Genomic DNA, 23,897 nt, shown 5'->3' on the forward strand with positions numbered 1-23,897 from the left:
TATTTGCCGGCGGGGAAGCCGGCGCAGGTTGTTTGCTGATCCTGATTTCCATGACGATTCTCTCCCTTCGTGCGCGCCGCGCTGCGCCGCTGCGTCCTGCCGTTCTGGCGGCCCTTTCCTTCATCGCCGCCTCGGCCGCGCAGTCCCAGGAGGCCATGCCGCCCCTGCTGCTGGCGCAGAACGCGCGCCTGCCCTCGCTGCGGGACACCGTGGTGACGGCCACGCGCACCGAGCAGCCCCTGGCCGACCTGGTGGCCGACGTCTCCATCATCGACCGCGAGACCATCGAGGCCAGCGGCGCCACCGGCCTGGCCGATGTGCTGGCGCGCCAGCCCGGCGTGCAGATCACGCGCAACGGCGGCATCGGCAACGCCACCAGCGTGTACCTGCGCGGTGCCGAGACGCGTTTCACAGCCGTCTACATCGACGGCGTGCGCGTCGACTCGCAGTCCACGGGCGGCGCCCAGTGGGAGCAGATTCCGCTGGCGCAGATCGAGCGCATCGAGGTGCTGCGCGGCCCGGCCGCCGCGGTCTATGGCTCGGACGCCATCGGCGGCGTGGTGCAGCTCTTCACGCGCAAGGGCGAAGGCCCGGCGCGGCCCTATGCCGGTGTGGGCCTGGGCACGCAGGGCTTGCGCAAGATCGAGGCCGGTGTCAGCGGCGCCGCAGGTACGGGCAGCGCCTTCGATTACGCGCTGGGCATTGCGCGCGAGACCAGCGACGGCTTCGATGCCAAGGCCAGCGGCGCGCACAACCCCGACCGCGACGGCCACCGCAGCACCTCCGGCAACGCCCGTCTCGGGCTGCGCATCGACGCGAAGCATCGGCTGGACGCCACCCTGCTGGCCAGCCGCATGGATTCGGGCTACGACGACTTTGCCTACACGCCGGCCCAGCCCGTGGACGACCGCAATCTCAGCCGCCTGCGCACCGCCGGCCTGGCCTGGGATGCGAAATGGACCGAGGCCTACAGCACGCGCGTGTCGGTAACCGATTCCACCAGCCGCTACCAGACCACCCCCGCGCCCTACCAGACCGAAACCCGCCTGCGCGGCTACCTGTGGCAGAACGACTACCGCCTCGGCGCGCACCGCTTCAGCGCCGCGCTGGAGCGCCGTGAGGACCACCTGAACAACCCCGCGCTCGATGCCTGGAGCATGTCCATCGTCCAGGGCCGCTCGCAGGACGCGCTGGCGCTGGGCTACGGCTACCAGCGCGGCAGCCACACGCTGCAGCTCAATGCGCGCCACGACTCCGACAGCGAATTCGGCGGCAAGGGCTCGGGCAGTGTGGCCTACGGCTACGCGCTCACGCCGCAATGGCGCGCCACCGCCTCGGTGGGTACGGCCTTCCGCGCGCCCACGCTGTACCAGCGCTTCAGCCAATATGGCGTGGCCTCGCTGCGTCCCGAGACCGGTCACAACGCCGAGCTGGGCCTGCGCTACGCCCAGGGCCGCAGCAGCTTCTCGGCCGTGGTCTACCGCAACCGCCTGAGCAACCTCATCCTGTTCGGCGGCGCGGGCACCTGCGCGTCCAGCTTCGGCTGCTACGCCAACACCGCACGCGCGCAGTACCAGGGCCTTACGCTTGCGGCCTCGCACCACTGGGCGGGCGTGCAGTGGCATGGCTCCATCGACCTGCAGAACCCGCGCGACCTCGACACCGGCAAGCAACTGGCGCGCCGCGCCAAGCGCCACGCCACCTTCGGCGCGGACACCCTGGTGGCCGGCTGGACGCTGGGCGCCGAGCTGCAGGCCTCGGGCCGGCGCTTCGACAACGCGGCCAACACCAACGTGCTGGGCGGCTATGCGCTCGTCAACCTCTACGCCAGCACCCGCCTGGCGCGCGACTACACGCTGCTGGCGCGCATCGACAACCTGGGTGACAAGGACTACCAGCTCGCGCGCACCTACGCTACTCCGGGCCGCACGTTCTACGTCGGCCTGAAGTGGGCGCCACAGTAAGCCCCGCCATGTCCACGCACGCATCCTGCCCCGCATTGCTGGTTGCCGCCCCGGCCTCGGGCCAGGGCAAGACCACGGTGACGGCCGCGCTGGCGCGGCTGCATGCGCGGCAGGGGCGGCGCGTGCGCGTGTTCAAGTGCGGGCCGGACTTCCTCGACCCGCACTGGCATGAACTCGCCAGCGGCGCGCCGGTGCATGCGCTGGACCTGTGGATCAACGGCGCGCAGGACTGCGCCCAGCGCCTGCACGACGCCGCGCGCGAGGCCGACCTGCTCCTCATCGAGGGCGTGATGGGCCTGTTCGACGGCGACCCGAGCGCGGCCGACCTGGCCCAGCGCTTCGGCGTGCCGGTGCTGGCCGTGGTCGATGCCTCGGCCATGGCGGGCACCTTCGGCGCGCTGGCCCATGGGCTGCGCGACTACCTGCCCGGCCTGCCCTGGGCCGGCGTGCTGGCCAACCGCGTGGGCAGTGCGCGCCACGCCGACATGCTGCGCGCCGGCCTGCGCGACCCGCAGGACTGGCTGGGCGCGCTGGCGCGCATCACGCTGGGCGAGGGGCCGGCCCTGCTGCCCGAGCGCCACCTGGGCCTGGTCGCGGCGCACGAGTTGCAGGATGCACGGCAGCGCCTGGACGCCGCCGCCGATGCGCTGGCCGCCACGCCCCTGGGCCAGATGAGTGCCGACGACCTGCAGCGCTGGGCCGTGGATTTTCCCGCGCCCCAGGCCACCGAGGCCGTGCTGCCGCTGCTGGCGGGCCGCACCGTTGCCGTGGCGCGCGACGCGGCCTTCAGCTTCATCTACGCCGCCAACCTGCAGACGCTGCAGGAACTGGGCGCGCGCCTGTGCTTCTTCTCGCCCCTGGCCGGCGACCGGCTTCCGCCCTGCGACGCCGTGTGGCTGCCCGGTGGCTATCCCGAGCTGCACGTCGCACGCATCGCCGCCAACACCGGCCTGCGCGCCGACCTGCTGCGCCACCTGGACGCAGGCCTGCCCCTGTGGGCCGAGTGCGGCGGCATGGTGGCCTTGTGCGAATCGGTGCAACTGCAGAACGGCACGGTACAGCCACTGTGGGGCCTGCTGCCCGGCCAGGCCACGCTGAACAAGCGTCTGGCCGGCCTGGGGCCGCAGCAGTTGCCCGTGGCGGGCGCGGTGCTGCGCGGCCACACCTTCCACTACTCCACGCTGGCGAGCAGCGCGCCCATCGTCGCGCGCAGCAGCCGGCCTGGCGAGGCCAGCGCGCCGGAGGCCGGCGAGGCGCTGTACCGCGTTGGCCGCCTGCACGCCAGTTACTTCCATGCCTGGTTTGCCTCCAGCCCGCGCGCCGTGGCGCACCTGCTGGGCGGGGAGGGCGCATGAACACCGGCATCGCGCGCAGCGAACTCATCCTCGGCGGGCAGAAAAGCGGCAAGTCGCGCCGCGCCGAGCTGCTCGCGCGCGACTGGCTGGCGCGCTCGCCGGAGCACCGCGCGCTGCTCATCGCCACCGCCGAGCCCTGGGACGACGAGATGCGCGCGCGCATCGCGCGCCACCAGCGCGACCGCGCCGAGCGCGTGCCCGGCCTGGCCACGCTGGAGGAGCCGCGCGACCTGGCCGCCGTGCTGCGGCGCGAAAGCACAGCGCACACCCTGCTGGTGGTGGACTGCCTCACGCTGTGGCTCACGAACTGGACCATGCCCGCAGGTGCCGAGTCCATGAATTCAGAGCAAAAAGCGGCTCTGACGCAGGGCTGGAAAGCGCAAGCAGCTCAGTTTTTGATAGCAATCGAACACGCCCCCGGCCCGGTGGTGCTGGTGGGCAACGAGATCGGCCTGGGCGTCATCCCGCTGGGGCGCGAGGTGCGCGCCTTCGTCGATGCGCTGGGCCAGCTCAACCAGCAGGTGGCGCGGGCCTGCGCGCGCGTCACCCTCATGGCGGCAGGCCTGCCGCTCACCCTGAAAGAATCCGCGCCATGAAACCCACCCCCGTCAAGCGCATCCTCATCGTGGTCGCGGTGCTGCTCATACTGCTGCTGCTGATGTGGGGCACGGCACGCGCGCAGGGCGTGCAGGTCACCGACGACCGGGGCCGTACCGTCCAGCTTGCGCGCACACCGCAGCGCATCGTGAGCCTGCTGCCCTCGCTGGCCGAGACCGTCTGCGCGCTCGACCAGTGCCACCGCCTCGTGGGCGTGGACCGCTACACCAACTGGCCCGACAGCGTGCGCAAGCTCCCGCAGGTGGGCGGCGGGCTGGACCCGAACATCGAGGCCGTCGTCGCGCTGCGGCCCGACGTGGTGCTCATGGCCACCTCCTCGCGTGCGGCGGCGCGGCTCGAAGCCCTGGGCATCCCCGTGGTCGCGCTGGAGCCCAAGACCCACGCGGACGTGCAGCGCGTGCTCGGCAAGATGGGGCAGTTGCTGGGCGTGCAGGATGCGCAGCGCGTCTGGCGCGCCACCGATGCCGGCGTGCGGGCCGCCGCGCAGTCGCTGCCGCCGGCCGCGCGCGGCGCGCGCGTGTACTTCGAGGTCAACCCCGGGCCCTACGGCGCCGGGCCGGGCTCCTTCATCGGCGAGACTCTCACGCGCCTGGGGGCGCGCAACATCCTGCCGGACACGCTGGGCCCGTTCCCCAAGCTCAACCCCGAATTCGTGGTGCGCGCCAACCCCGACCTCATCATGGTCGGCGCGCGCAGCGCCGAGGGCCTGGCGGCGCGCCCCGGCTGGAGCGCCCTGCGCGCCCTGCGCGAGCAGCGCCTGTGCGTGTTCTCGCCCGAGCAGTCCGACGTGCTGATCCGCCCCGGCCCGCGCATGGCCGAGGCCGCGCGCCTCATGGCCGCCTGCCTGGCCGAGAAGACCGCCGGCGCCGCCGGCAAGGTGCGCCCGTGAGCGCCCAGCCGTCCTCGCAGCACGCCGCGCGCGGCCACTGGCTGGCCGTGGCGCTGGCGCTGGCGGGCCTGGCGCTGGTGCTGCTCGGCACCGGCGTGGGCAGCATGGGGCTGGAGAACCTCTGGCCCGCGCTCATGGACGCGCAGGCCGACCCGGCGGCGCACGCCATGGCGCTGCAGATCGTCTGGGACATCCGCCTGCCGCGCACCATCGGCGCCTGGGCCGCGGGCGCGCTGCTGGGCCTGGCGGGCGCCGTGGCGCAGGGGCTGTTCCGCAACCCGCTCGCCGATCCCTACCTGCTGGGCAGCGCCTCGGGTGCCTCGCTCGGCGTGGCCAGCGTGCTCGCGCTCATGGGCGGTGGCGCGGGCATGGTGGGCGGTGCTAGCGCGGCCATGGCCGTGTCGGTGTATTCCAGCCACTGGCTGGTGCGCCTGGGCCTGACGGGCGCGGCCTTCCTGGGCGCCGTGCTGGCCGTGCTGCTCACGCTGGCGCTGGCGCGCGGCGTGCAGCACACGCTGCGCCTGCTGCTGGCCGGCGTGGTGGTGGGCGTGGTGCTGGGCGCGTTCACCTCGCTGATCCTGCTGATGTCGCCCGACTCGCTGCAGGCCATGCAGGCCTTCCTGCTGGGCTCCACGGGCTTTGTCGGCTGGACGGCCTGCCTGCTCATGCTGACCGTGTGGCTGCTGTGCCTGGTGGCGGCCTGGCTGCTGGCGCGCGTGCTCGACGGCCTGGCCCTCGGTGAATCTACCGCGCTGAGCCTGGGCCTGCCGCTCGCCCCCCTGCGCGCCGCGCTGGTGGCGGTGCTGGCGCTGGCCACCGGTACGGCCGTGGCGCAGACCGGGCTGATCGCCTTCGTCGGCCTGGCCGCGCCGCACCTGGTGCGCGCCATCGTCAGCGTGCGCCACGGCCGCCTGATGCTGCTGGCCAGCCTGATGGGGGCGGCCTTGCTGGCGGGGGCCGATCTGCTGGCGCGCGGCCTGATGGCGCCGCAGGAGCTGCCCGTGGGCGTGCTCACCGCCGTGCTCGGCGGGGGCTACCTGCTGTGGCTGATGCACCGAAGAACAGCGCCCGGGGGCTTGCTGTGATTGCTACTGAAAACATAGCTATCAGCGCCCAGCAGATAGGCGCTGGTATCGGAAAACACCCCATACTGCATGGCATCACCCTGCCGCTCGCGGCGGGCCGCTGGACCAGCATCGTCGGCCCCAACGGCGCGGGCAAGTCCACGCTGCTCAAGCTGCTGGCGGGCCTCATGCCCGCGCGCACGGGCCAGGTGCTGCTGCGCGGCCGCGATCTGCAGGCCTGGCCCCGGCGCGAGCGCGCGCTGCACCTGGCCTGGCTGGGCCAGAACGAGGTCGCCGCCGAGGATTTGACGGTCTACGACGTGGCCATGCTCGGCCGCCTGCCGCACCAGGGCTGGATGCAGCCGGCCAGCGCCGCGGACCACGCCGCCGTCGAGCAGGCCCTGCGTGCCACCCAGGCCTGGGACTGGCGCACGCGGCCGCTGGGCCAGCTCTCGGGCGGCGAGCGCCAGCGCGTGCTGCTGGCGCGGCTGCTTGCCGTGCAGGCGCAGGTGCTGCTGATGGACGAGCCCCTGGCCAACCTCGATCCGCCGCACCAGGCCGACTGGCTGCTGCTGGTGCGCGACCTCGTGGCGCGCGGCCACACCGTGGTCAGCGTGCTGCACGAAATCTCCATGGCGCTGCAGGCCGACGACGTGGCCATCGTCGCCCAGGGGCGCCTGTGCCACCACGGCGCGGCGCGGGATGCCGCCACGCACCGCGCGCTGGAGCAGGTGTTCGACCAGCGCATCACCATTCGTGGCGTGGACGGCCAGTGGCTCGCGCTGCCGCGCTTGTAGTTTTTTGGAAAGACCCCCCATGCAGATCGAAACCCCACCCACCGAGAAACGCTACGAGAAGCCCGAGGGCGAGCGCCGCGGCCTCGTCATCGTCAACACCGGCGACGGCAAGGGCAAGAGCACGGCGGCCTTCGGCCTGGCGCTGCGCGCGCACGGCCGGGGCAAGGCGGTGAAGGTGTTCCAGTTCATGAAGGTGCCCAGCGCGCGCTTCGGCGAGCACCGCATGTTCGAGCAGATCGGCCTGCCCATCGAGGGCCTGGGCGACGGCTTCTCGTGGAAGAGCAAGGATCTGGAGCACTCGGCCCAGCTCGCGCGCGACGGCTGGCAGAAGGCGCGCGCCGACATTCTCAGTGGCGAGCGCTTCCTGGTGGTGCTCGACGAGATCACCTACCCGCTGATCTACGGCTGGCTGCCGCTGCAGGAGGTGCTCGACACCCTGGCCGCGCGGCCCAAGGAGGTGCACGTGTGCCTCACGGGCCGGCGCTGCCCCGAGGAGATCATCGCCATCGCCGACACGGTGACCGAGATGAAGCTCGTCAAGCACGCCTTCCAGGCCGGCATTCCCGCGCAGCGCGGCATCGAGGACTGAACCGCGCCGCATGCTCACTGACGCCGCCGCCCCCCTGTGGCCCGCCCTGGCCTGTGCGCCGCTGCTGGCGCTGGCCATCGACGCGCTCTGGGGCGAGCCCCGCGCCGCGCTGCACCCCGTGGTGTGGATGGGCCGCGCCCTGGACGCCTGCGGCGCGCGCATCGCGCCGGCGCAGCCCACGGGGCGGGATTTGCGGTCTTTTTGGCTTGCAGCGATTGCCTGGTGTGCGCTGGCAGCTATTGCTTTTGTAGCTGCGGCGCTGCTGCAATGGGCGGCGCTGGCGCACTTGCCCGCCTGGGGCGCGGCGCTGGTGCTGGGGCTGGCGCTCAAGCCGCTGCTGGCCTGGCGCATGCTGCGCGCCGAGGTGCTGGCCGTGGAGGACGCGCTCGCCCAGTCGCTGCAGGCCGGGCGCGCGCGCCTGGCCTGGCTGGTGAGCCGCGACACGCAGCCGCTCGACGCCGTCGCCGTGCGCGAGGCCGCCATCGAGACCCTGGCCGAGAACCTCAGCGATTCCGTCGTGGCCCCGCTGTTCTGGTTCCTGCTGCTGGGCCTGCCGGGCGCGGCGCTCTACCGCTTCGCCAACACGGCCGACGCCATGTGGGGTTACCCCGGCATGCGCGGCGGGCGCTACTGGCAGTGGGCGGGCAAATGGGCGGCGCGCGCGGACGACGCGCTCTCCTGGCTGCCCGCGCGCCTCACGGCGCTGGCGCTGTGGGCCGTGGCCGGCGCGGCGCAGCGCGGCTTTGCCTGGCAGGCCCTGCGCCGGCAGGCGCGCGCCACGCCCTCGCCCAACGGCGGCTGGCCCATGGCGGCCATGGCCCTGGCGCTGGGCGTGCGCCTGGCCAAGCCCGGCGTCTATGCCCTGCACCCCGCGGGGCGCGCCCCCGGCCCCGCAGACACGCGGCGCGCCGTGGATTTGGCACAAAAATCGCTTCTGGCGCTCGTCCTGCTTGCGCTGGCAGCTATCGGTTTGGTAGCGGTGTATGCCTTGGCCGCACCCGTCTGACGGCGCCCCCCTGCACGGCGGCCCCGATGCGCTGGGCGCGGCGGCGCATGACTTTTCCACCAACGCCAATGCCTGCGGACCCTGCCCGCAAGCCCTGCAGGCGCTGCGCGCGGCCGACCGCAGCCGCTACCCCGACCCGGCCTATACCGCGCTGCGCGCCCAGCTTGCCGCCTTCCACGGCGTGGCGCCCGGGCGCATCGTGCTGGCCGCCAGCGCCAGCGAGTTCATCCACCGCATCAGCGCCCACGCCGCGCGCAGCGGCCTGCGCCAGGCCGTGCTGCCCGCCCACGGCTATGGCGACTACGCACGCGCCGCCCAGGCCTGGGGCCTGGAGCAGGGGGGCGCCACCCAGGCGCCCGCGCTGCACTGGGCCTGCGAGCCCGCCAGCCCGCTGGGCGGCCCGGACGCCGCGCTCGCCGCCTGGGCGCAGCACGGCGCCGCGCCGCCGCCGGGCCTGTACGTGCTCGACTGCGCCTACGCCCCGCTGCGCCTGGCGGGCCGCGCGCGCCTCGTGCCCGGCCATGCCTGGCAGCTCTGGACGCCCAACAAGGCCCTGGGCCTGACGGGCGTGCGCGCGGCCTACGCCATCGCGCCCGAGGGCGCCGCGGCGCAGGCGGCGGCGCTGCAGGCGCTGGCCCCGTCCTGGCCCGTGGGGGCGGACGGCGTGGCCCTGCTCGCGGCCTGGGTGCAGGCCGATGCGCAGGCCTGGCTGGCGCAGTCCCTGGCCGTGCTGCGCGCCTGGAAGGCGCAGCAGGAGGCGCTGTGCGCGGCCCTGGGCTGGCAGGTGCTGCCCGGCAGCCTGGCCAATTACTTCACCGCCCGCCTGCCGCGGGCGGATGCGGCGGCGCTGGCCGCGCTGCTGCAGCGCCTGCGCGCGCAGGGCATCAAGCTGCGCGACTGCGCCTCGTTCGGCCTGCCGGGCTGCGTGCGCCTGGGGGTGCTGGCGCCGGCGGCGCAGCAGGCGCTGCAGGCGGCGCTGGCCGGCCGGTGACCGGGGGCAGGGCGGGGCAGTCAGCCCGCGCCCAGGGGGGCGCCGGGCAGGGGGTGCGCGTGCAGGCAGGCGCTGCAGCGCATGGCGGTGAGCGCGCCGCCGCCGATGTGCACGGGCACGGGCGCCAGCAGGTAGCGCCCCGGCGCCAGCCCAGCGCAGGCGGCCAGGGTGAGCAGCACCTCGCCGGGGCCGGCGATGTCTTCGCCCAGCTTGCAGGCCAGGTTCATCTCGTGGCCGTACAAGTCCTTGCCCGCGATGACCAGCGTGGGGCCGTAGCCTATGCCCACGCTGGCCTGGAGCTGCGCCTCGGGCGGCTGCACGGCGTTCATGGCGTCCAGGGCGCGCAGCACGTCCAGGGCGCCGTCCAGGGCCTGCTGCGGGTGGGTGAACACGGCGAACAGGTTGTCCGCCTCCTGCTTGACGACTTCGCCGCCATTGGCGGCGATGGCCGGGCGCGCGGCCTGCTCCATGCGGTGCACCAGCGCCAGGAAATGGATGATGCCGTGGTGCGCCGTGATGCGCGAGAAGCCGCACAGGTCCAGCACCAGCATGGCCACGGGGCGCACGAAGGCCTGCTCTATGGCCGCGTCCACCTGCGCGCGCAGCTCGGGCTGCTGGTTGCGCAGGGCGAGCAGTGCGTCGAGGTGGTGGCGGTCATGCGCCCGGGCCGGGCCCAGGCGGGTGGGCAGGCCGTGCGGTGCGGGCGGGGGCTGCGGGGCTATGGCGCTGAAAGGGCGCGGGCCGCCGCGGGGCGCGTCAGCGGGCGGCGGGCCCGGCGGTGGTGTCGGCGGCCAGGGGCTGCAGCGCATACTGTGCGGCCTGCGCGCCCTCGGCGGGGCTGGCGCCGGCCACGCGGCGCGCGCCGTTGAAGCGGCGCTGCCAGTAGCTCTCCTGCATGTCCTCCACGCGCACCTTGGCGCCGGTACGCGGCGCGTGGATGAACTTGCCGTCCCCCACGTAGATGCCCACGTGGCTGAAAGCGCGGCGCATGGTGTTGAAGAACACCAGATCGCCGGGCTGCAGGTCCTTCTTGTCGATTTTTTCGGTACTGGCGGCCTGCTCGGACGCCTGGCGCGGCAGCAGAAGGCCGCGCGTCTGTTCGTAGATGCTGCGCACGAAGCCGCTGCAGTCGAATCCCGTTTCGGCGCTGGTGCCGCCGCGGCGGTAGGGCACGCCCAGCAGGCCCATGGCCGTGGTCACCAGGTCGGAGGTGCGGTCGGCCACGTCGTGCGCCTGGCCGGCCACGTTGTGGCCCAGCTCAGCCAGTTGGCTGCGCAGGTTGACGGTCCATTGGAAGGGCTCCTGCGCTTCGGCAGGGGTGGAGCCCGGGGCGGCATGCACGGCGCTGCTGCACGCAAGCACCAGGAGGAAAATCCAGCGTCGCATAGGGGCGCAAGCGTACCACGACTCGGCCGGTGCCCCGCCCGCGCGCCTGGTTTTGGGGTAAAAAATGGGCTCCAGCCCAATGGAGACAAGCGCCAGCAGCTATGCTTTCAGGAGTGCAGGGGCGGTGCCTAGGCGTTTGCGCGCAGCGGGGCGCGCCGGGTTCCGGTGTAGGCTGTGGGCATGACTGCCCCGACTGCTTCCCTTCCCGCAGCGGCGCCCCCCGGCGAGGGCGCCCCCGTCTCGCGCCTGGCCCTGCGCCGCGTGGCCATAGACACCTGGCGTGAAAACGTCGCCTACCTGCACCGCGACTGCGCCGTGTACCGCGCCGAAGGCTTCCAGGCGCTGTCCAAGATCGAGGTGCGCGCCAACGGGCTGCGCATCCTGGCCACGGTGAACGTGGTGGACGACTCTGCCATCGTCGGCTGCCACGAGCTGGGCCTGTCGGAGGACGCCTTTGCCCAACTGGGCGTGGAGCCCGGCTACAAGGTGGCCGTGGCCCAGGCCGAGCCGCCCGAATCCATGGGGGCGCTGTTCCGCAAGATCGCGGGCGAGCGCCTGGGGCGCGCCGATTTCCGCGCCATCGTGCGCGACATCGCCGACCACCGCTACTCCAAGATCGAGCTCACCGCCTTCGTCGTCGCCTGCAACCGCGACGAGCTCGACCGCGAGGAGGTGTACTTCCTCTCCGACGCCATGGTCCAGACCGGCCAGCGGCTGGACTGGCACGACCCCCAGGTGGTGGACAAGCACTGCATCGGCGGCATCCCGGGCAACCGCACCTCCATGCTGGTGGTGCCCATCGTCGCCGCGCACGGCATGCTGTGCCCCAAGACCTCCTCGCGCGCCATCACCTCGCCCGCGGGCACGGCCGACACCATGGAGGTGCTGGCCAACGTGGAACTGCCGCTGGAGCAGTTGCAGGCCATCGTGCGCGACCACCACGGCTGCCTGGCCTGGGGCGGCACGGCCCAGCTCTCGCCCGCCGACGACGTGCTCATCTCCGTCGAGCGGCCGCTGTCCATCGACTCGGCGGGGCAGATGGTCGCCTCCATCCTGTCGAAGAAGATCGCCGCGGGCTCCACCCACCTGGTGCTCGACATCCCCATCGGCCCCACGGCCAAGGTGCGCTCCATGCCCGAGGCGCAGCGCCTGCGCCGCCTCTTTGAATATGTGGCGCAGCGCATGGGCCTGTCGCTGGACGTGGTCATCACCGACGGGCGCCAGCCCATAGGCAACGGCATCGGCCCCATGCTGGAGGCGCGCGACGTGATGCGCGTGCTGGAGAACGACCCGCGCGCCCCCAACGACCTGCGCCAGAAGGCCCTGCGCCTGGCCGGCCGCCTGATCGAGTGCAACCCCGACGTGCGCGGCGGCGATGGCTACGGCATCGCGCGCGACATCCTCGACTCCGGCCGCGCCCTGGCCCGCATGCGCGACATCATCGCCGCGCAGGGCGCCAAGGATTTCGACCACAACAACCCCAACCTGGGCGCGCTGCACTTCGAGATCTGCGCACCCGCCGCCGGCGTGGTGGCGGGCATAGACAACCAGCAGATCGCCCGCATCGCCCGCCTGGCCGGCGCGCCCAAGGTGCAGGGCGCCGGCGTGGACCTGCTGTGCAAGCTCGGCGACGCCGTGGCCCCGGGCCAGCCCATGTACCGCGTGCACGCGGGCTTCCCGGCCGACCTGGAGTTTGCCCGCCAGGCCAGCCAGCGCGCCAGCGGCTACCGCATCGGCGGCGCGGACGAGGTGCCCCACGTGTTCGTGGAGTTCTGAGCATGGCCGCACCCGACGCCCCCGCGGCCTGCCTGCTGTACTTTGCCGACGAACACGCCAGCGCCCAGCGCCTGGCGCAAGCCAGCGGCCTTCCCGCGCTGGAGATTGAGCGCCACCGCTTCCCCGACGGCGAACTCAAACTCACCCTACCCGTGGATGCCGCGGGCCAACTGCCCGCGCGCGCCGTGCTGCTGCGCAGCCTGGACCAGCCCAACGAAAAGCTCATCGAACTGCTGCTGGCCGCGCGCAGCGCGCGCAGCCTGGGCGTGCGCCAGCTCACGCTGGTGGCGCCCTACCTGGCCTACATGCGCCAGGACATCGCCTTCCACCCCGGCGAGGCCGTGAGCCAGCGCATCGTCGGCCCCTTCCTGGCCAGCCTGTTCGACGCCGTGGTCACCGTGGACCCGCACCTGCACCGCGTCGCCACGCTCGACGAGGCCGTGCCTGCCACGCGCACCGTGGCCCTGAGCGGCGCCCCCCTGCTGGCCGACTGGATCGTGCGCCAGCGCCCCGGCGCGCTGCTGGTTGGCCCCGACGGCGAATCCGCCCAATGGGTGGCCCAGGCCGCCGCGCGCCACGTCCTGGAGCACGCCGTGTGCACCAAGGAGCGACACGGCGACCGCAGCGTCACCATCCACCTGCCACCCGTGGCCGTGCAGGGCAGGGCGGTGGTGCTGCTCGACGACATGGCCAGCACCGGCCACACCCTGGCCCAGGCGGCGCGGCTGCTGCTGCAGGCGGGCGCTGCCTCGGTGGACGTGGCGGTGACGCACGCGCTGATCGACGCAGAGGCCCTGGCCGCGCTGCACGCAGCAGGGGTGGGAGAGTTCTGGAGCACGGATTGCGTGGCGCACCCTACAAACGCGGTGGCGATGGCGGTGGAGCTGGCGCGGGGGGTGGGGCAGTTGTGGGGCTTGGGGGCTGATATTCCCGGTTGAATGTGTTTGCCCGCCTGGATATGTAGCACTGTCGGCCATGGTCCAGCAGCTGGGTTTCTGGTGGCCGGCTTCTGTGACACGACGGTTTGCAGCAGCCGACTCGTTCCAACTACTTGTCAATTTTTGGCGAGCGACCGCTTGGGCAAGCATCGGGGGCGCCACAACTGCAAATTCATCGGCCCGATTTCACCCCAACCCTTCGGGCAAGTGCCTTGCCGGGCGGTCTGCGGCGTTGCGGCGCTTGTGGATAGCCGAGCTGTACGCTGCGCCCCGCGCCTTGCATCCCAACACAGCAAAGGACTCGTGCGACTCCAAAAAGACTTTGAACCAAGGCTTTTGGAAGATTTAGCGTGGCCCACAAGGGGCTCTCAGTCATGCAGATGCTCGGCTACAAACTGGCGAAAAATTCCCATGGCAGGCGCTTCAGTACGGTCGGCCAGGGTAACGAACGCAAAGTGTGCGCCCTCGTTCAACGCCGGAGTGATGGGCAACTCCACCAAGCTACCGGCAGCGATGGCTTCACGCGCGGGCCTGACGAGGCCGAGGAACACCGCGTCACTGCCTTGTACCGCGTATAACAAACTGTTGACATCGTTGCAACGCAAGGTCACTGCGACCTGGGGATCCGCTGCGGGTCCATAGCGGGTGATCAGAAGACGTGCCAACTCCGGATTGAGTGAAGTCGACGCTAACGGATAGCGTTGGAGGTGTGCAAATGTAATGGGGGTGTTGAGTTTGGCAAGGGGGTGACCCACGCGACAGATGAAACCACCGCGCATTTGGCCCAAATCTTCGATCAACAGGTCATCAGCTGGCGTGACGCTGCGTAGATCCACGACCAGTGCGTCGAATCCACGTTCGCGCAAGCGCCTGGTCTGCAACTCCGGGGGGCCGGATTCGAGGCTGACCTGCACTCTTGGATGCATGCAAGCCATGTAACTCAGAAAAGGCTGCATCAGCAGTGCAGTCGGCCCCGCGCCGAGCCCAATGCGAATGACCCCCAAGTAGCCTTCTTGCAATAGCTGTGCGCTGCGTTTTAGCTCAACGGCATCCAGCACCATGCGGCGCGCCCGGCTTGCAACGGTCTGGCCGAACGGCGTCAACTCGTTGCGCTTGCCCATTCGGTCGATCAGACGTGCTCCGAGGTCGTCTTCGAGGGTCTGGATGCTGCGACTCAGGGCGGACTGGGTGATGTGGCACCGCTCCGCGGCGCGGCTGAACGAACCGGTGTCCGCCACAGCCAGCAGGTACTCCAGATGGCGCAGGTTCATTTCCTTAGTCGCATGAGTTTTTTGAATGCATTCTGAATAAATTATGCATTAGACGCATTTGATCATGATTCATATGATTTCGCACGCTGTCGTCCAGGCCAGCAGCAATCATCCGGAGACAAATTCATGGGCGTTCAAAATTCCAGTATGGGCGACGTCGCGTTGCCGCCCACATCCCAGGGCGTATCGAACAATTTAACTGCCGCGACGAGCAAGGTGCAGCCCCGCGTCGTGGCTGCAACAGTGGCGGGCAACGCGCTGGAGTTCTTTGATTTCACCACCTACGCGTTCTTCGCGGTGTATATCGGCCAGACCTTCTTTCCTGCTGACGAGCCGCTGGTCACGGTGATGCTGTCGGTAGCGGTCTTTGGCGTTGGCTTCATCACGCGCCCTTTGGGCGGGCTGCTGATCGGCTCTTTTGCTGATCGTGTCGGACGCAAGCCGGCCATGCTGTTGACCATTGCGCTCATCACGATCGGCACGATCGGCATGGCGCTCACACCCTCGTACGCAAGCATCGGATTGGCGGCACCCATCATCGTCATTGCCTGTCGGCTGGTGCAGGGGCTGGCCCTGGGCGGCGAGGTCGGGCCGTCTACGACGTATCTGATCGAGATCGCCCCCCCGGGCCGGCGTGGCCTGTATGGCAGCTGGCAGCTTGCCAGCCAGGGCATAGCGTCGCTGGCGGCTGGCGTCGTCGGCATTGTGCTCACGCTGGCGCTAAGCAAGGAGCAGATGCTGGCGTGGGGTTGGCGTATCCCTTTTTTGCTCGGTCTGGCATTGATCCCCATTGCTTTCTTTCTGCGCCGCCACATGCCTGAGAGCCTCGAGCATCCCACGCATAGCGGACCCATCAAGAGCCCGCTGGCCGATATCCGGCACCATCTGCGCCCGATCATGCTGGCGCTCATGGTGATCCTGGGTGTGACGATCTCGACCTATGCGGCGATCTACATGACCACTTATGCCGTGACCACGCTCAAGCTCTCCGCGACGATCGCCATGTCGGCGACCATCGTATTCGGCGTGGCGACCTGGGCGGGTGCGCTGCTGGGGGGCTGGCTGTCAGATCTGTATGGGCGCAAACCTGTGATGCTCTGGGCTCGCGTGGCATTGTTTGTTCTGGTCTATCCGGCTTATATGCTGCTCATCGACCATACCAGCGTTGCCACTCTGGCACTGGCGACTGCGCTGCTGGCATTGCTCACGGGCATTGGTGGCGCGCCAACGCTGGTGGCCATCCCGGAGCTGTTCCCTGGTCATGTACGCGCGCTCGGGCTGTCGATTGCCTATGCCTTTGGTGTGGCGCTGTTTGGCGGCACCGCGCAACTGGTGATCACCTGGCTGATCAAGGTGACCAACAACCCGGCGGCGCCAGCGCTCTACGTACTTATCACCAGCTTGATCGCCATCGTCGGCATTCTGCTCATGCGCGAAACCGGCGGTGATAAGGAACTACAGAAATGATCACCAGGCGAATTTTTCCGGACTGTGAGTTCATAGCATGACTGTTCAAGACACCTTGCAGGCGGTACGCGCACACGAAGACGAGTTCATCGCTTTGCGCCGTGATATCCATCAGCACCCCGAGCTGCCATTCGAAGAGCTGCGCACCAGTGATTTGGTGGCTGCACGACTGCGGGACTGGGGTTACCACGTTGAGCGCGGCCTGGGCGGAACCGGTGTGGTCGGGCAACTCCAGCGTGGCGACGGCAAGCGCACCCTGGGTCTGCGCGCGGACATGGATGCACTGCCGATCCAGGAGGCCACGGGGCTGCAGTACGCAAGTCGCAACCAAGGCGTCATGCACGCCTGCGGCCACGACGGACATACGGCCATGCTGTTGGCGGCAGCCAAGGTGCTGGCAGAGCAGGGTGACTTCTCAGGGACACTCAACCTGATCTTCCAGCCCGCAGAGGAATACGGCACCAGCGACTGTGGCGCCGTACGCATGATCAACGACGGCCTGTTCGACAAATACCCATGTGACGCTGTCTTCAGCATGCACAACATGCCCGGCTGGCCACAGGGGCACTTGATCTTTCGCGAAGGCCCAATGATGGCCTCCTCTGACAAGGTCTACATTACGCTGGTAGGCCACGGTGGTCACGGTGCTGTGCCGCACAAGACAGCCGATCCGGTGGTGGCGGCAGCCAGCCTGGTGATGGCGTTGCAGACCGTGGTCTCGCGCAATGTCGATCCACTACAAACAGCGGTGGTGACCGTGGGGGTGTTGCAATCCGGACGCGCCAATAACGTCATCCCCGACAGCGCATATCTCGAGCTGAGCGTGCGCGCGCTCGATTCTGAGGTGCGCAGTCTGCTGCAGCAGCGCATTACCGAAATCACCCACGCTCAGGCGCAGAGCTTTGGCGTCAAGGCTGAAATCGACTACCGGCGCGGCTACGCGGCACTGGTCAACAGCAAGGACGAAACCGACTTCGCCCGCCAGATTGGCAGCGAATTGGTTGGTGCCGAGCGCGTCGTGCTGCAGGCCCCGCCGCTCACCGGCAGCGAAGACTTCGCTTTCATGCTGGAGAAGTGCCCCGGCAGCTACCTGTTGATCGGAAACGGGGCTGGCGACAAGCTGGGCGCCTGCATGGTGCACAACCCGGGTTACGACTTCAACGACGCCAACCTGGCCATTGGCGCTGCATACTGGGCGCTGCTGGCGCGGCGTTATCTGGTTTGAACGATGGACCGCGCCGCTTTGGAAACGCTCCAGAGCTTTCTGGTAGGGCTCGACGCGCGCATGAAGCGCGCACACAAACGCGGCCAGGTGGCGCACTACATTCCGCAACTGGCCAGCGTTGATGTGCATCAGTTCGGGATCAGTGTGTGCCTGGCCAGTGGTGAGCAGCTGAGCGCGGGCGACGCTGCGACACCGTTTTCGATCCAGAGCATCTCAAAGGTCTTCTCACTGGCGATCGCATTGGGCCGTCACGGCGACCGGCTCTGGAAGCGGGTGGGCAAGGAACCATCTAACTACACCTTCAACTCGGTCATTGAGCTTGAGCAGGAAGGCGGCAAACCGCGCAATCCTTTCGTCAATGCGGGTGCACTGGTCACCACCGACGCCATGCTTGATGCGCCCGACGCGGGCGGCGGACTCGACGAACTGATGGATTTCGTTCGCACGGCGGCTGGAGATGACCGGATCTCGATTGATGAACAGGTTGCCGCCTCGGAATACCGCACGGCCTACCGCAACTTCTCCCTGGCGTACTTTCTACGCTCGTGCGGCAATCTGCACACGGAATGCGAACGGCTTCTGCAGATTTACTGTCGCCAATGCGCGATCGCGATGAACTGCCAGCAATTGGCCAGCGTCGGCCGGTTCCTGGCCGGCTTCGACTCCGCAGCCCACCTGCTGAGCCCAGCTCAGGCACGCAGTGTCAACGCCTTGATGCTGGTCGCGGGGCACTATGATGGTTCAGGCGACTTCGCCTATTCGGTCGGCTTCCCCGGCAAGAGTGGCGTCGGAGGCGGCATTCTTGCCGTCGTTCCGGGACATGCATCGATCGCTGTCTGGTCTCCTGGCCTGAATGCGTTTGGCAATTCACTGCTCGGCACGCGCGCGCTGCAAGAGTTGTCAGAGTTCACTGGCTGGTCGGTGTTCTGAGGTGCAGACTTTATCGTTTACCTCGACATGAACAGCCCCGGATTTTGAGCAGGCTGGTTGGTTTGAATGAAGGTCGGTGAGACTGCCTCGCCCGCCGATTGCCGCCAGACGGCTTGGAGCGCCGGCATGATCGGCCAGCCTGAGCAAGGCAATCCCAGCGACTCTGCGATGACGTTGCACTCCAGCTTGGCAAGGCACTCCTGAATCAAGGGAGGCCCGGCAAGACCGGCCCATGATGTTGCCGTTTGCGTCATCCCGGGTGGTCATGACGACCGCCGGCCCGGATTCCAGCGGGTAAGAGCCTTGTTCAGAGCCAAGGGTTGCATGAAGCTACCTCCCATGCTCCTGCCAGGCAAGCGCGCTGGGGCCTGCCCGCAAAGTTCAAGATACGCCTGCTGGTGCAAAGCCCCCGGCGCTGCGCCACGGCTGCGACAATCCGGCCCTTGCACCCACCAGAGAGAAAGACCCTGCCATGCTGCTTGACGCCGCCGAATCCCAACTCGTCCTGGTCGACTACCAGGAGCGCCTGATGCCGGCCATCCACGAAGGCCCCGCCGTGCTGGCCCACGCCCGCCGCCTGGCCGAGATCGCCCGCATGCTGGATGTGCCCGTGTGGGGCACCGAGCAAAACCCCTCGCGCCTGGGCGCCAACGACGCCGCGCTGCGCGCCCTGTGCCAGAAAACCCTGGCCAAGATGCACTTCAGCGCCGCCGAAGAAGGCCTGGGCGAATGGCTGCGGCCACCGGCCAAGCCCCAGGGTGGCAACGCACGCAGCCTGCCCAAGCACCTGCAAAAGCCCGCCCAGCAAGCGCCCGAGCGCGGCACCATCGTCATTGCCGGGTGCGAAGCCCATGTGTGCCTGCTGCAGACCGCGCTGGACCTGATCGATGACGAGTTTGAAGTATGGGTGGTGACCGACGCCTGCGGCTCGCGCACCGAGCGCAACCGCGACGCCGCCTACGACCGCCTGGCCGGTGCGGGCGCCGAGCTGGTGACCACGGAGATGGTGGTCTTCGAATGGCTGCGCACCTGCGAGCACCCGGCGTTCAAGCAGGCGCTGGCGCTGGTGAAGTAAGCGCGCGCACGCCAAACAGGCCGGCGAAGCGGCCCCACATCGGCCGACCGCGGGCGCGCCGGGCGTTCACAATGGGCGTGCTGCGCGCCGGTCGGCGTGCAGTGCATTGTTTTGGAAGGGATGGTGGGGCATGCTGGGTCTGGCAACGGTGCTGACGGAGCGGGGCATGGAGGGCATTACCGCCTTCGTGCCCCCGGCGGCGCCGCGCGCCCCCAGGCTGCAGCCCGAGGCAGCGGCGCCCGCGGCGCAGGCAGCCTGGGCGCCCTGGGCCTCCTGGGACGCCGGCGCGCGCCGCAAGATCGGCATCGCCGCCGGCGCGCTGGCGGGCTTGGCCCTGGTAGCGGGCTTGCTCTACGCCCTGGTGCAGACGCTCCTGGAGCCAGGCGCAGCGCGCGCGCCCCGGCAGGACACCGCGGTGCGCCCGGTGCTCGAAGAAGCTGCCGCGCCCGCCGCCGCTGCGGCCGACCCGGCATCCGCCCCGCCTGCGGCGCCCCCGGAAGCCGCCATGCCGCAGGAAGCCGCCATGCCGCAGGAAGCCGCTACGCCCGCGGAAGCCGCTACGCCGTCCGCGCCTCCGTCGGCCGACGCGCGCAGGCCCCGGCCCATGGCGCGCCAGGCGCCGCGGCGGCCGGCGAGCGAGAGTGTGTTTGCGCCCCAGCCGGAATGGACCAGCCAGGTGCGGCGCATCGGCGAGGTCGATGCGCAGACCGAGCGCGCGGCCATGCAAATCCTCGAAGCCATCCACGCCGCGCAGGAGCGCGAGCACCCGCCGCGCGCTCCGGCGTCCCGGGAGGCCGGGCATGAGTGAGACGGCCGAGCCGCTGCGCTGGACGGTGGTCGAGCCCGTCGGCGGCGTGACCGTGCACGCCTTCTTCTTCGTGCCGCATGCCTTCGCCCTGCTCGACGCCGTGCGCAAGGAGCTGCCCGTGTTCGGCGTGCCCCTGCCCGAGCCGGTGCATGTGGGGGGCACGGAGTTCCGCCTCGGCCGGCTGCGGGGGGAGCCTGCGGCGCTGTACCTGCACGGCAATGGCTACCTGAGCGTCACGCGGGCTGCTCCGTCCGAAGACCACGACGGCAGCAACTGGCGCACCCTGCTGCAGCCGGCCGACATCTGGACCGCCCTGGCCAACGCCATGGCCGTGAGCGCCACCATGCGCCAGCCGGCGGCCGCCTTGCTGCGGGCGGGCGGGGCGCTGTATTTTCTGGCGCCCTCGCCGCCGGTCATGCGCAAGCTCCTGCAGGCGCTCACGCCCACCGAGCCGGACGAACCCGTGCTGAGCGCCGCCGACGTGGCGCAGCTCTGCCTGGCCGACGCGTCCTGAGCGTGCCCCTGCGCCCGGCCCGCACGGTGGGCGGCGGCGCATCGCGTATCCTGTGGCGTTACCCCAGTTGGCAGGAGGCCGCCCTTGACACCACCGATTCGACGCATCGCCCTGAGCACCGGCGGGGGCGATGCCCCGGGCCTGAACGCCGTGATCCGCGCCACCGTCTCGGCCGCGCTGCGCCGCGGCTGGGAGTGCGTGGGCATACGCGACGGCTACAACGGCCTGCTCCAGCCCGAGCGCTACCCGCAGGGCGGCGTGGAGCTGCTCACGCACGAGCGCGTGCGCGGCATTGCGCACCTGGGCGGCACCATCCTGGGCACGACCAACAAGGGCAACCCCTTCCACTTCCCCGTGCGCCTGCCCGACGGCCGCATGGGCGAGGCCGACCGCTCCGATGAACTGCTGGCCGCGTTTGCGCGCGCGGGCATCGACGCGCTGGTCACCGTGGGGGGCGACGGCTCGCTCGCCATCGCGCACGAGCTGGGCCAGAAAGGCCTGCGCGTGGTGGGCGTGCCCAAGACCATAGACAACGACCTGGACAAGACCGTCACCACCTTCGGCTTTGATACCGCCGTCTCCTTCGCCACCGAATGCCTGGACCGCCTGCACAGCACGGCCGAGAGCCACCAGCGCATCATGGTGGTGGAGGTGATGGGGCGCTACGCGGGCTGGATTGCGCTGCACGCGGGCATTGCCGGGGGCGCGCACGCCATCCTGCTGCCCGAGATCCCGTTCGACCTGGAGGGCGTGGTGCAGAAAATCTGCAAGCGCGACACCCACGGCCGCAGCTATTCCATCGTCGTCGTGGCCGAGGGGGCCTTCCCCCGGGCCGGCGCACGCGCGCTGGCGGCGCCCGCCGAGGCCGGCCATGCCGAGCGCCTGGGCGGCATGGGCGAGCAGGTGGCGCAGGAGCTGGCCCGGCGCACGGGCAAGGATGCGCGCGCCGTGGTGCTGGGCCATTTGCTGCGCGGCGGCTCGCCCACGGCCTTCGACCGGCTGGCGGCGCTGCGCTTTGGCACGGCGGCCGTGCGCGCGCTGGAGCAGGGCATGGCGGGCGTGATGGTCTCGCTCGCCTTTCCCAACGTGGAGTACGTGCCGCTGGCCGAGGTGGCCGGGCGCATGAAAGCCGTGCCGCTGGACGGCGACACCGTGCAGACGGCGCGCGACCTGGGCATTGCGCTGGGCGATTGAGGGGGCCTGCGGGCGGCGCGGCGCGTCAGGTTTCCGCAAGCCCGTCATGAATAATTATGAATTCAGATTCCGCATCCTGACAGGAACCGAGGCCAAGGAGACCGTCCCATGAGCAGCTATGCCGCGTTTTACCGCCAGTCCATCGACGAGCGCGATGCCTTCTGGGCCGAGCAGGCCCGCCGCATCGACTGGCACACGCCGCCGCAGACCATTTGCGACTACAGCAACCCGCCGTTCGCGCGCTGGTTCGCGGGTGGCACGACCAATCTGTGCCACAACGCGGTCGATCGCCACCTGGCGGCGCGCGCGCAGCAGAACGCCCTGGTCGCCATCTCCACCGAGACGGACACCGAGCGCGCCTACACCTACGCCGAGCTGCACGCCGAGGTGCAGCGCATGGCCGCGGTGCTGCAGGCGCTGGGCGTGCGCCAGGGCGACCGCGTGCTGCTCTACATGCCCATGATCGCCGAAGCCGCCTTCGCCATGCTGGCCTGCGCGCGCATCGGCGCCATCCACTCGGTGGTGTTTGGCGGCTTTGCCTCGGGCTCGCTGGCCTCGCGCATCGAGGACGCCGAGCCCCTGGTCGTGGTCAGCGCCGACGCGGGCTCGCGCGGTGGCAAGGTCGTGCCCTACAAGCCGCTGCTGGACGAGGCCATCGAGCTGTCGCGCCACAAGCCCGCCGCCGTGCTCATGGTCGACCGGGGGCTGGCGGGCGCGGCCATGCGCGCGGGGCGCGACCACGACTGGGCGGCGCTGCGCGCCCAGCACCTCGATGCCCAGGTGCCCTGCACCTGGGTGGACGCCACGCACCCGAGCTACACGCTCTACACCAGCGGCACCACGGGCCGGCCCAAGGGCGTGCAGCGCGACACCGGCGGCTACGCCGTGGCGCTGGCGGCCAGCATGCGCCACATCTTCCAGGCCGACCCGGGCGACACCTACCTGTGCACCAGCGACATCGGCTGGGTGGTGGGGCACAGCTACATCATCTACGGCCCGCTGATCGCAGGCATGACCACCATCATGTACGAGGGCCTGCCCATCCGCCCCGACGCGGGCATCTGGTGGAGCATTGTCGAGAAGTACCGGGTCACGCACATGTTCTCGGCGCCCACGGCGGTGCGCGTGCTCAAGAAGCAGGACCCGGCCTACCTGAGCAAGTACAAGCTGAGCAGCCTCAAGGCCCTGTGGCTCGCGGGCGAGCCGCTGGACGAGCCCACGGCGCAGTGGATAGGCAGCGCCCTGGGCGTGCCCATCATCGACAACTACTGGCAGACCGAGACGGGCTGGCCCATCCTCACGCTGTGCAATGGCGTGGAGCCGCAGGCCGCGCGCCTGGGCAGCCCGGGCAAGGCGGTGTTCGGCTACAACGTCAAGCTCATCGACGAGGCCACGGGCGCGGAGCTCACCGCGCCGAACCAGAAGGGCGTGGTCGCCATCGAGGGGCCGCTGCCCCCCGGCTGCCTGCAGACCGTGTGGCGCGACGACGAGCGCTTCGTCAACACCTACTGGAAGAGCATCCCCGGGCGCCTGATCTACAGCACCTTCGACTGGGGCATCCGCGACGCCGACGGCTACTACTTCATCCTCGGCCGCACCGACGACGTGATCAACGTCGCCGGCCACCGCCTGGGCACGCGCGAGATCGAGGAGTGCATCGCCTCGCACCCCAACGTCGCCGAGGTGGCCGTGGTGGGCGTGGCCGACGCGCTCAAGGGCCAGGTGGCGCTGGCCTTTGCCGTGCCCAAGAACGCCGCCGGCCTGGAAGCGCCCGAGGCGCGCCTGCGCCTGGAGGGCGAGGTGATGAAGCTGGTCGATGCGCGGCTCGGCGCCGTGGCGCGGCCGGCGCGCGTGCACTTCGTCAGCGCGCTGCCCAAGACGCGCAGCGGCAAGGTGCTGCGCCGCGCGCTGCAGGCGGTGGCCGAGCGGCGCGACCCCGGCGACCTCACGACCATGGAAGACCCGGCTGCCCTGGCCCAGGTCAAGGCCCTGGTCACCGAGTAATGTGCTATTGATTCAGTAGCTTGCGGCGCTTGCCTG

22 protein-coding genes are annotated in these 23,897 nt (G+C 70.2%); 19 read left to right on the forward strand and 3 right to left on the reverse strand.

The annotated features are described in order from the left end of the window. The first annotated feature begins 50 nt into the window (after positions 1 to 50). Genes CGR01S_RS05675 through CGR01S_RS05715 form a run of 9 tightly spaced genes read left to right on the forward strand, consistent with a single transcriptional unit; the run spans position 51 to position 9,273 of the window. Positions 51 to 1,964, forward strand: a complete 1,914-nt coding sequence (locus CGR01S_RS05675) for a TonB-dependent receptor domain-containing protein (protein WP_042424577.1) — start codon at positions 51 to 53, stop codon at positions 1,962 to 1,964. A gap of 8 nt (positions 1,965 to 1,972) precedes the next feature. Beyond that, entirely contained in the window at positions 1,973 to 3,319 is a 1,347-nt protein-coding gene (locus tag CGR01S_RS05680) for a cobyrinic acid a,c-diamide synthase CobB (protein ID WP_042423631.1), read from the forward strand. Next, positions 3,316 to 3,915 (forward strand): bifunctional adenosylcobinamide kinase/adenosylcobinamide-phosphate guanylyltransferase, encoded by a 600-nt coding sequence (locus CGR01S_RS05685; RefSeq protein ID WP_042423634.1) that lies wholly within the window; start codon positions 3,316 to 3,318, stop codon positions 3,913 to 3,915. The genes CGR01S_RS05680 and CGR01S_RS05685 overlap by 4 nt, the downstream gene beginning before the upstream one ends. Then, the gene (locus tag CGR01S_RS05690) at positions 3,912 to 4,826 is read left to right on the forward strand and encodes an ABC transporter substrate-binding protein (protein ID WP_042423639.1); all 915 of its coding nucleotides are present in this window, start codon (positions 3,912 to 3,914) and stop codon (positions 4,824 to 4,826) included. The genes CGR01S_RS05685 and CGR01S_RS05690 overlap by 4 nt, the downstream gene beginning before the upstream one ends. Then, a complete protein-coding gene (locus CGR01S_RS05695) occupies positions 4,823 to 5,911 on the forward strand; it encodes a FecCD family ABC transporter permease (protein ID WP_084690575.1) in 1,089 nt (362 codons plus the stop codon). The genes CGR01S_RS05690 and CGR01S_RS05695 overlap by 4 nt, the downstream gene beginning before the upstream one ends. Beyond that, positions 5,908 to 6,687 carry an ABC transporter ATP-binding protein gene (locus CGR01S_RS05700; RefSeq protein WP_245616760.1) on the forward strand — a complete coding sequence of 260 codons (780 nt, stop codon included), beginning with the start codon at positions 5,908 to 5,910 and terminating at the stop codon, positions 6,685 to 6,687. Before CGR01S_RS05695 ends, CGR01S_RS05700 begins: the two co-directional genes overlap by 4 nt. A gap of 19 nt (positions 6,688 to 6,706) precedes the next feature. Beyond that, positions 6,707 to 7,276 carry a cob(I)yrinic acid a,c-diamide adenosyltransferase gene (gene cobO / locus CGR01S_RS05705; protein ID WP_042423643.1) on the forward strand — a complete coding sequence of 190 codons (570 nt, stop codon included), beginning with the start codon at positions 6,707 to 6,709 and terminating at the stop codon, positions 7,274 to 7,276. Positions 7,277 to 7,286: 10 nt separating this feature from the next. After that, on the forward strand, positions 7,287 to 8,282 hold the full coding sequence (cbiB, locus tag CGR01S_RS05710; RefSeq protein WP_042423646.1) for an adenosylcobinamide-phosphate synthase CbiB: 996 nt from the start codon (positions 7,287 to 7,289) through the stop codon (positions 8,280 to 8,282). Next, positions 8,260 to 9,273, forward strand: a complete 1,014-nt coding sequence (locus CGR01S_RS05715; RefSeq protein WP_042423649.1) for an aminotransferase class I/II-fold pyridoxal phosphate-dependent enzyme — start codon at positions 8,260 to 8,262, stop codon at positions 9,271 to 9,273. The genes cbiB and CGR01S_RS05715 overlap by 23 nt, the downstream gene beginning before the upstream one ends. Positions 9,274 to 9,293: 20 nt before the next feature. Here CGR01S_RS05715 and CGR01S_RS05720 read toward each other — a convergent pair whose 3' ends face one another. After that, positions 9,294 to 10,082 carry an adenylate/guanylate cyclase domain-containing protein gene (locus CGR01S_RS05720; protein ID WP_156967507.1) on the reverse strand — a complete coding sequence of 263 codons (789 nt, stop codon included), beginning with the start codon at positions 10,080 to 10,082 and terminating at the stop codon, positions 9,294 to 9,296. After that, a complete protein-coding gene (locus CGR01S_RS05725) occupies positions 10,030 to 10,659 on the reverse strand; it encodes a C40 family peptidase (RefSeq protein WP_042423653.1) in 630 nt (209 codons plus the stop codon). Before CGR01S_RS05725 ends, CGR01S_RS05720 begins: the two co-directional genes overlap by 53 nt. Before the next feature lie 180 nt (positions 10,660 to 10,839). Here CGR01S_RS05725 and CGR01S_RS05730 point away from each other — a divergent pair, with 180 nt between their 5' ends. After that, positions 10,840 to 12,435 carry a thymidine phosphorylase family protein gene (locus CGR01S_RS05730; RefSeq protein WP_042423655.1) on the forward strand — a complete coding sequence of 532 codons (1,596 nt, stop codon included), beginning with the start codon at positions 10,840 to 10,842 and terminating at the stop codon, positions 12,433 to 12,435. A gap of 2 nt (positions 12,436 to 12,437) precedes the next feature. Continuing rightward, the gene (locus CGR01S_RS05735) at positions 12,438 to 13,373 is read left to right on the forward strand and encodes a ribose-phosphate diphosphokinase (protein WP_042423657.1); all 936 of its coding nucleotides are present in this window, start codon (positions 12,438 to 12,440) and stop codon (positions 13,371 to 13,373) included. 368 nt (positions 13,374 to 13,741) lie between these two features. Here the strand turns inward: CGR01S_RS05735 and CGR01S_RS05740 are convergent, their stop codons facing one another. Beyond that, on the reverse strand, positions 13,742 to 14,644 hold the full coding sequence (locus CGR01S_RS05740) for a LysR family transcriptional regulator (RefSeq protein ID WP_042423659.1): 903 nt from the start codon (positions 14,642 to 14,644) through the stop codon (positions 13,742 to 13,744). A gap of 147 nt (positions 14,645 to 14,791) precedes the next feature. Here CGR01S_RS05740 and CGR01S_RS05745 point away from each other — a divergent pair, with 147 nt between their 5' ends. The 8 genes from CGR01S_RS05745 to CGR01S_RS05780 all read left to right on the forward strand — a co-directional run bounded on the left by CGR01S_RS05745 (position 14,792) and on the right by CGR01S_RS05780 (position 23,861). Next, positions 14,792 to 16,111, forward strand: a complete 1,320-nt coding sequence (locus tag CGR01S_RS05745; protein WP_015014040.1) for an MFS transporter — start codon at positions 14,792 to 14,794, stop codon at positions 16,109 to 16,111. Between the two features lie 37 nt (positions 16,112 to 16,148). Next, entirely contained in the window at positions 16,149 to 17,336 is a 1,188-nt protein-coding gene (locus tag CGR01S_RS05750) for a M20 aminoacylase family protein (RefSeq protein ID WP_042423663.1), read from the forward strand. Between the two features lie 3 nt (positions 17,337 to 17,339). Next, positions 17,340 to 18,266 carry a glutaminase gene (locus tag CGR01S_RS05755; protein ID WP_042423665.1) on the forward strand — a complete coding sequence of 309 codons (927 nt, stop codon included), beginning with the start codon at positions 17,340 to 17,342 and terminating at the stop codon, positions 18,264 to 18,266. A 472-nt stretch (positions 18,267 to 18,738) separates the two neighbouring features. Next, entirely contained in the window at positions 18,739 to 19,341 is a 603-nt protein-coding gene (locus tag CGR01S_RS05760; RefSeq protein WP_042423667.1) for an isochorismatase family protein, read from the forward strand. 130 nt (positions 19,342 to 19,471) lie between these two features. After that, positions 19,472 to 20,149 carry a hypothetical protein gene (locus CGR01S_RS16135; RefSeq protein ID WP_052382508.1) on the forward strand — a complete coding sequence of 226 codons (678 nt, stop codon included), beginning with the start codon at positions 19,472 to 19,474 and terminating at the stop codon, positions 20,147 to 20,149. Beyond that, the gene (locus tag CGR01S_RS05770; protein WP_042423669.1) at positions 20,142 to 20,663 is read left to right on the forward strand and encodes a hypothetical protein; all 522 of its coding nucleotides are present in this window, start codon (positions 20,142 to 20,144) and stop codon (positions 20,661 to 20,663) included. The genes CGR01S_RS16135 and CGR01S_RS05770 overlap by 8 nt, the downstream gene beginning before the upstream one ends. Before the next feature lie 84 nt (positions 20,664 to 20,747). Then, positions 20,748 to 21,857 carry a 6-phosphofructokinase gene (locus CGR01S_RS05775; protein ID WP_042423671.1) on the forward strand — a complete coding sequence of 370 codons (1,110 nt, stop codon included), beginning with the start codon at positions 20,748 to 20,750 and terminating at the stop codon, positions 21,855 to 21,857. Between the two features lie 108 nt (positions 21,858 to 21,965). Then, complete coding sequence (locus tag CGR01S_RS05780; RefSeq protein ID WP_042423674.1) at positions 21,966 to 23,861, forward strand: propionate--CoA ligase; 1,896 nt, start codon at positions 21,966 to 21,968, stop codon at positions 23,859 to 23,861. The last annotated feature ends 36 nt before the right edge of the window (positions 23,862 to 23,897 follow it).

The organism is Comamonas granuli NBRC 101663, assembly GCF_000739995.1.
Classification (GTDB): domain Bacteria; phylum Pseudomonadota; class Gammaproteobacteria; order Burkholderiales; family Burkholderiaceae_C; genus Simplicispira; species Simplicispira granuli.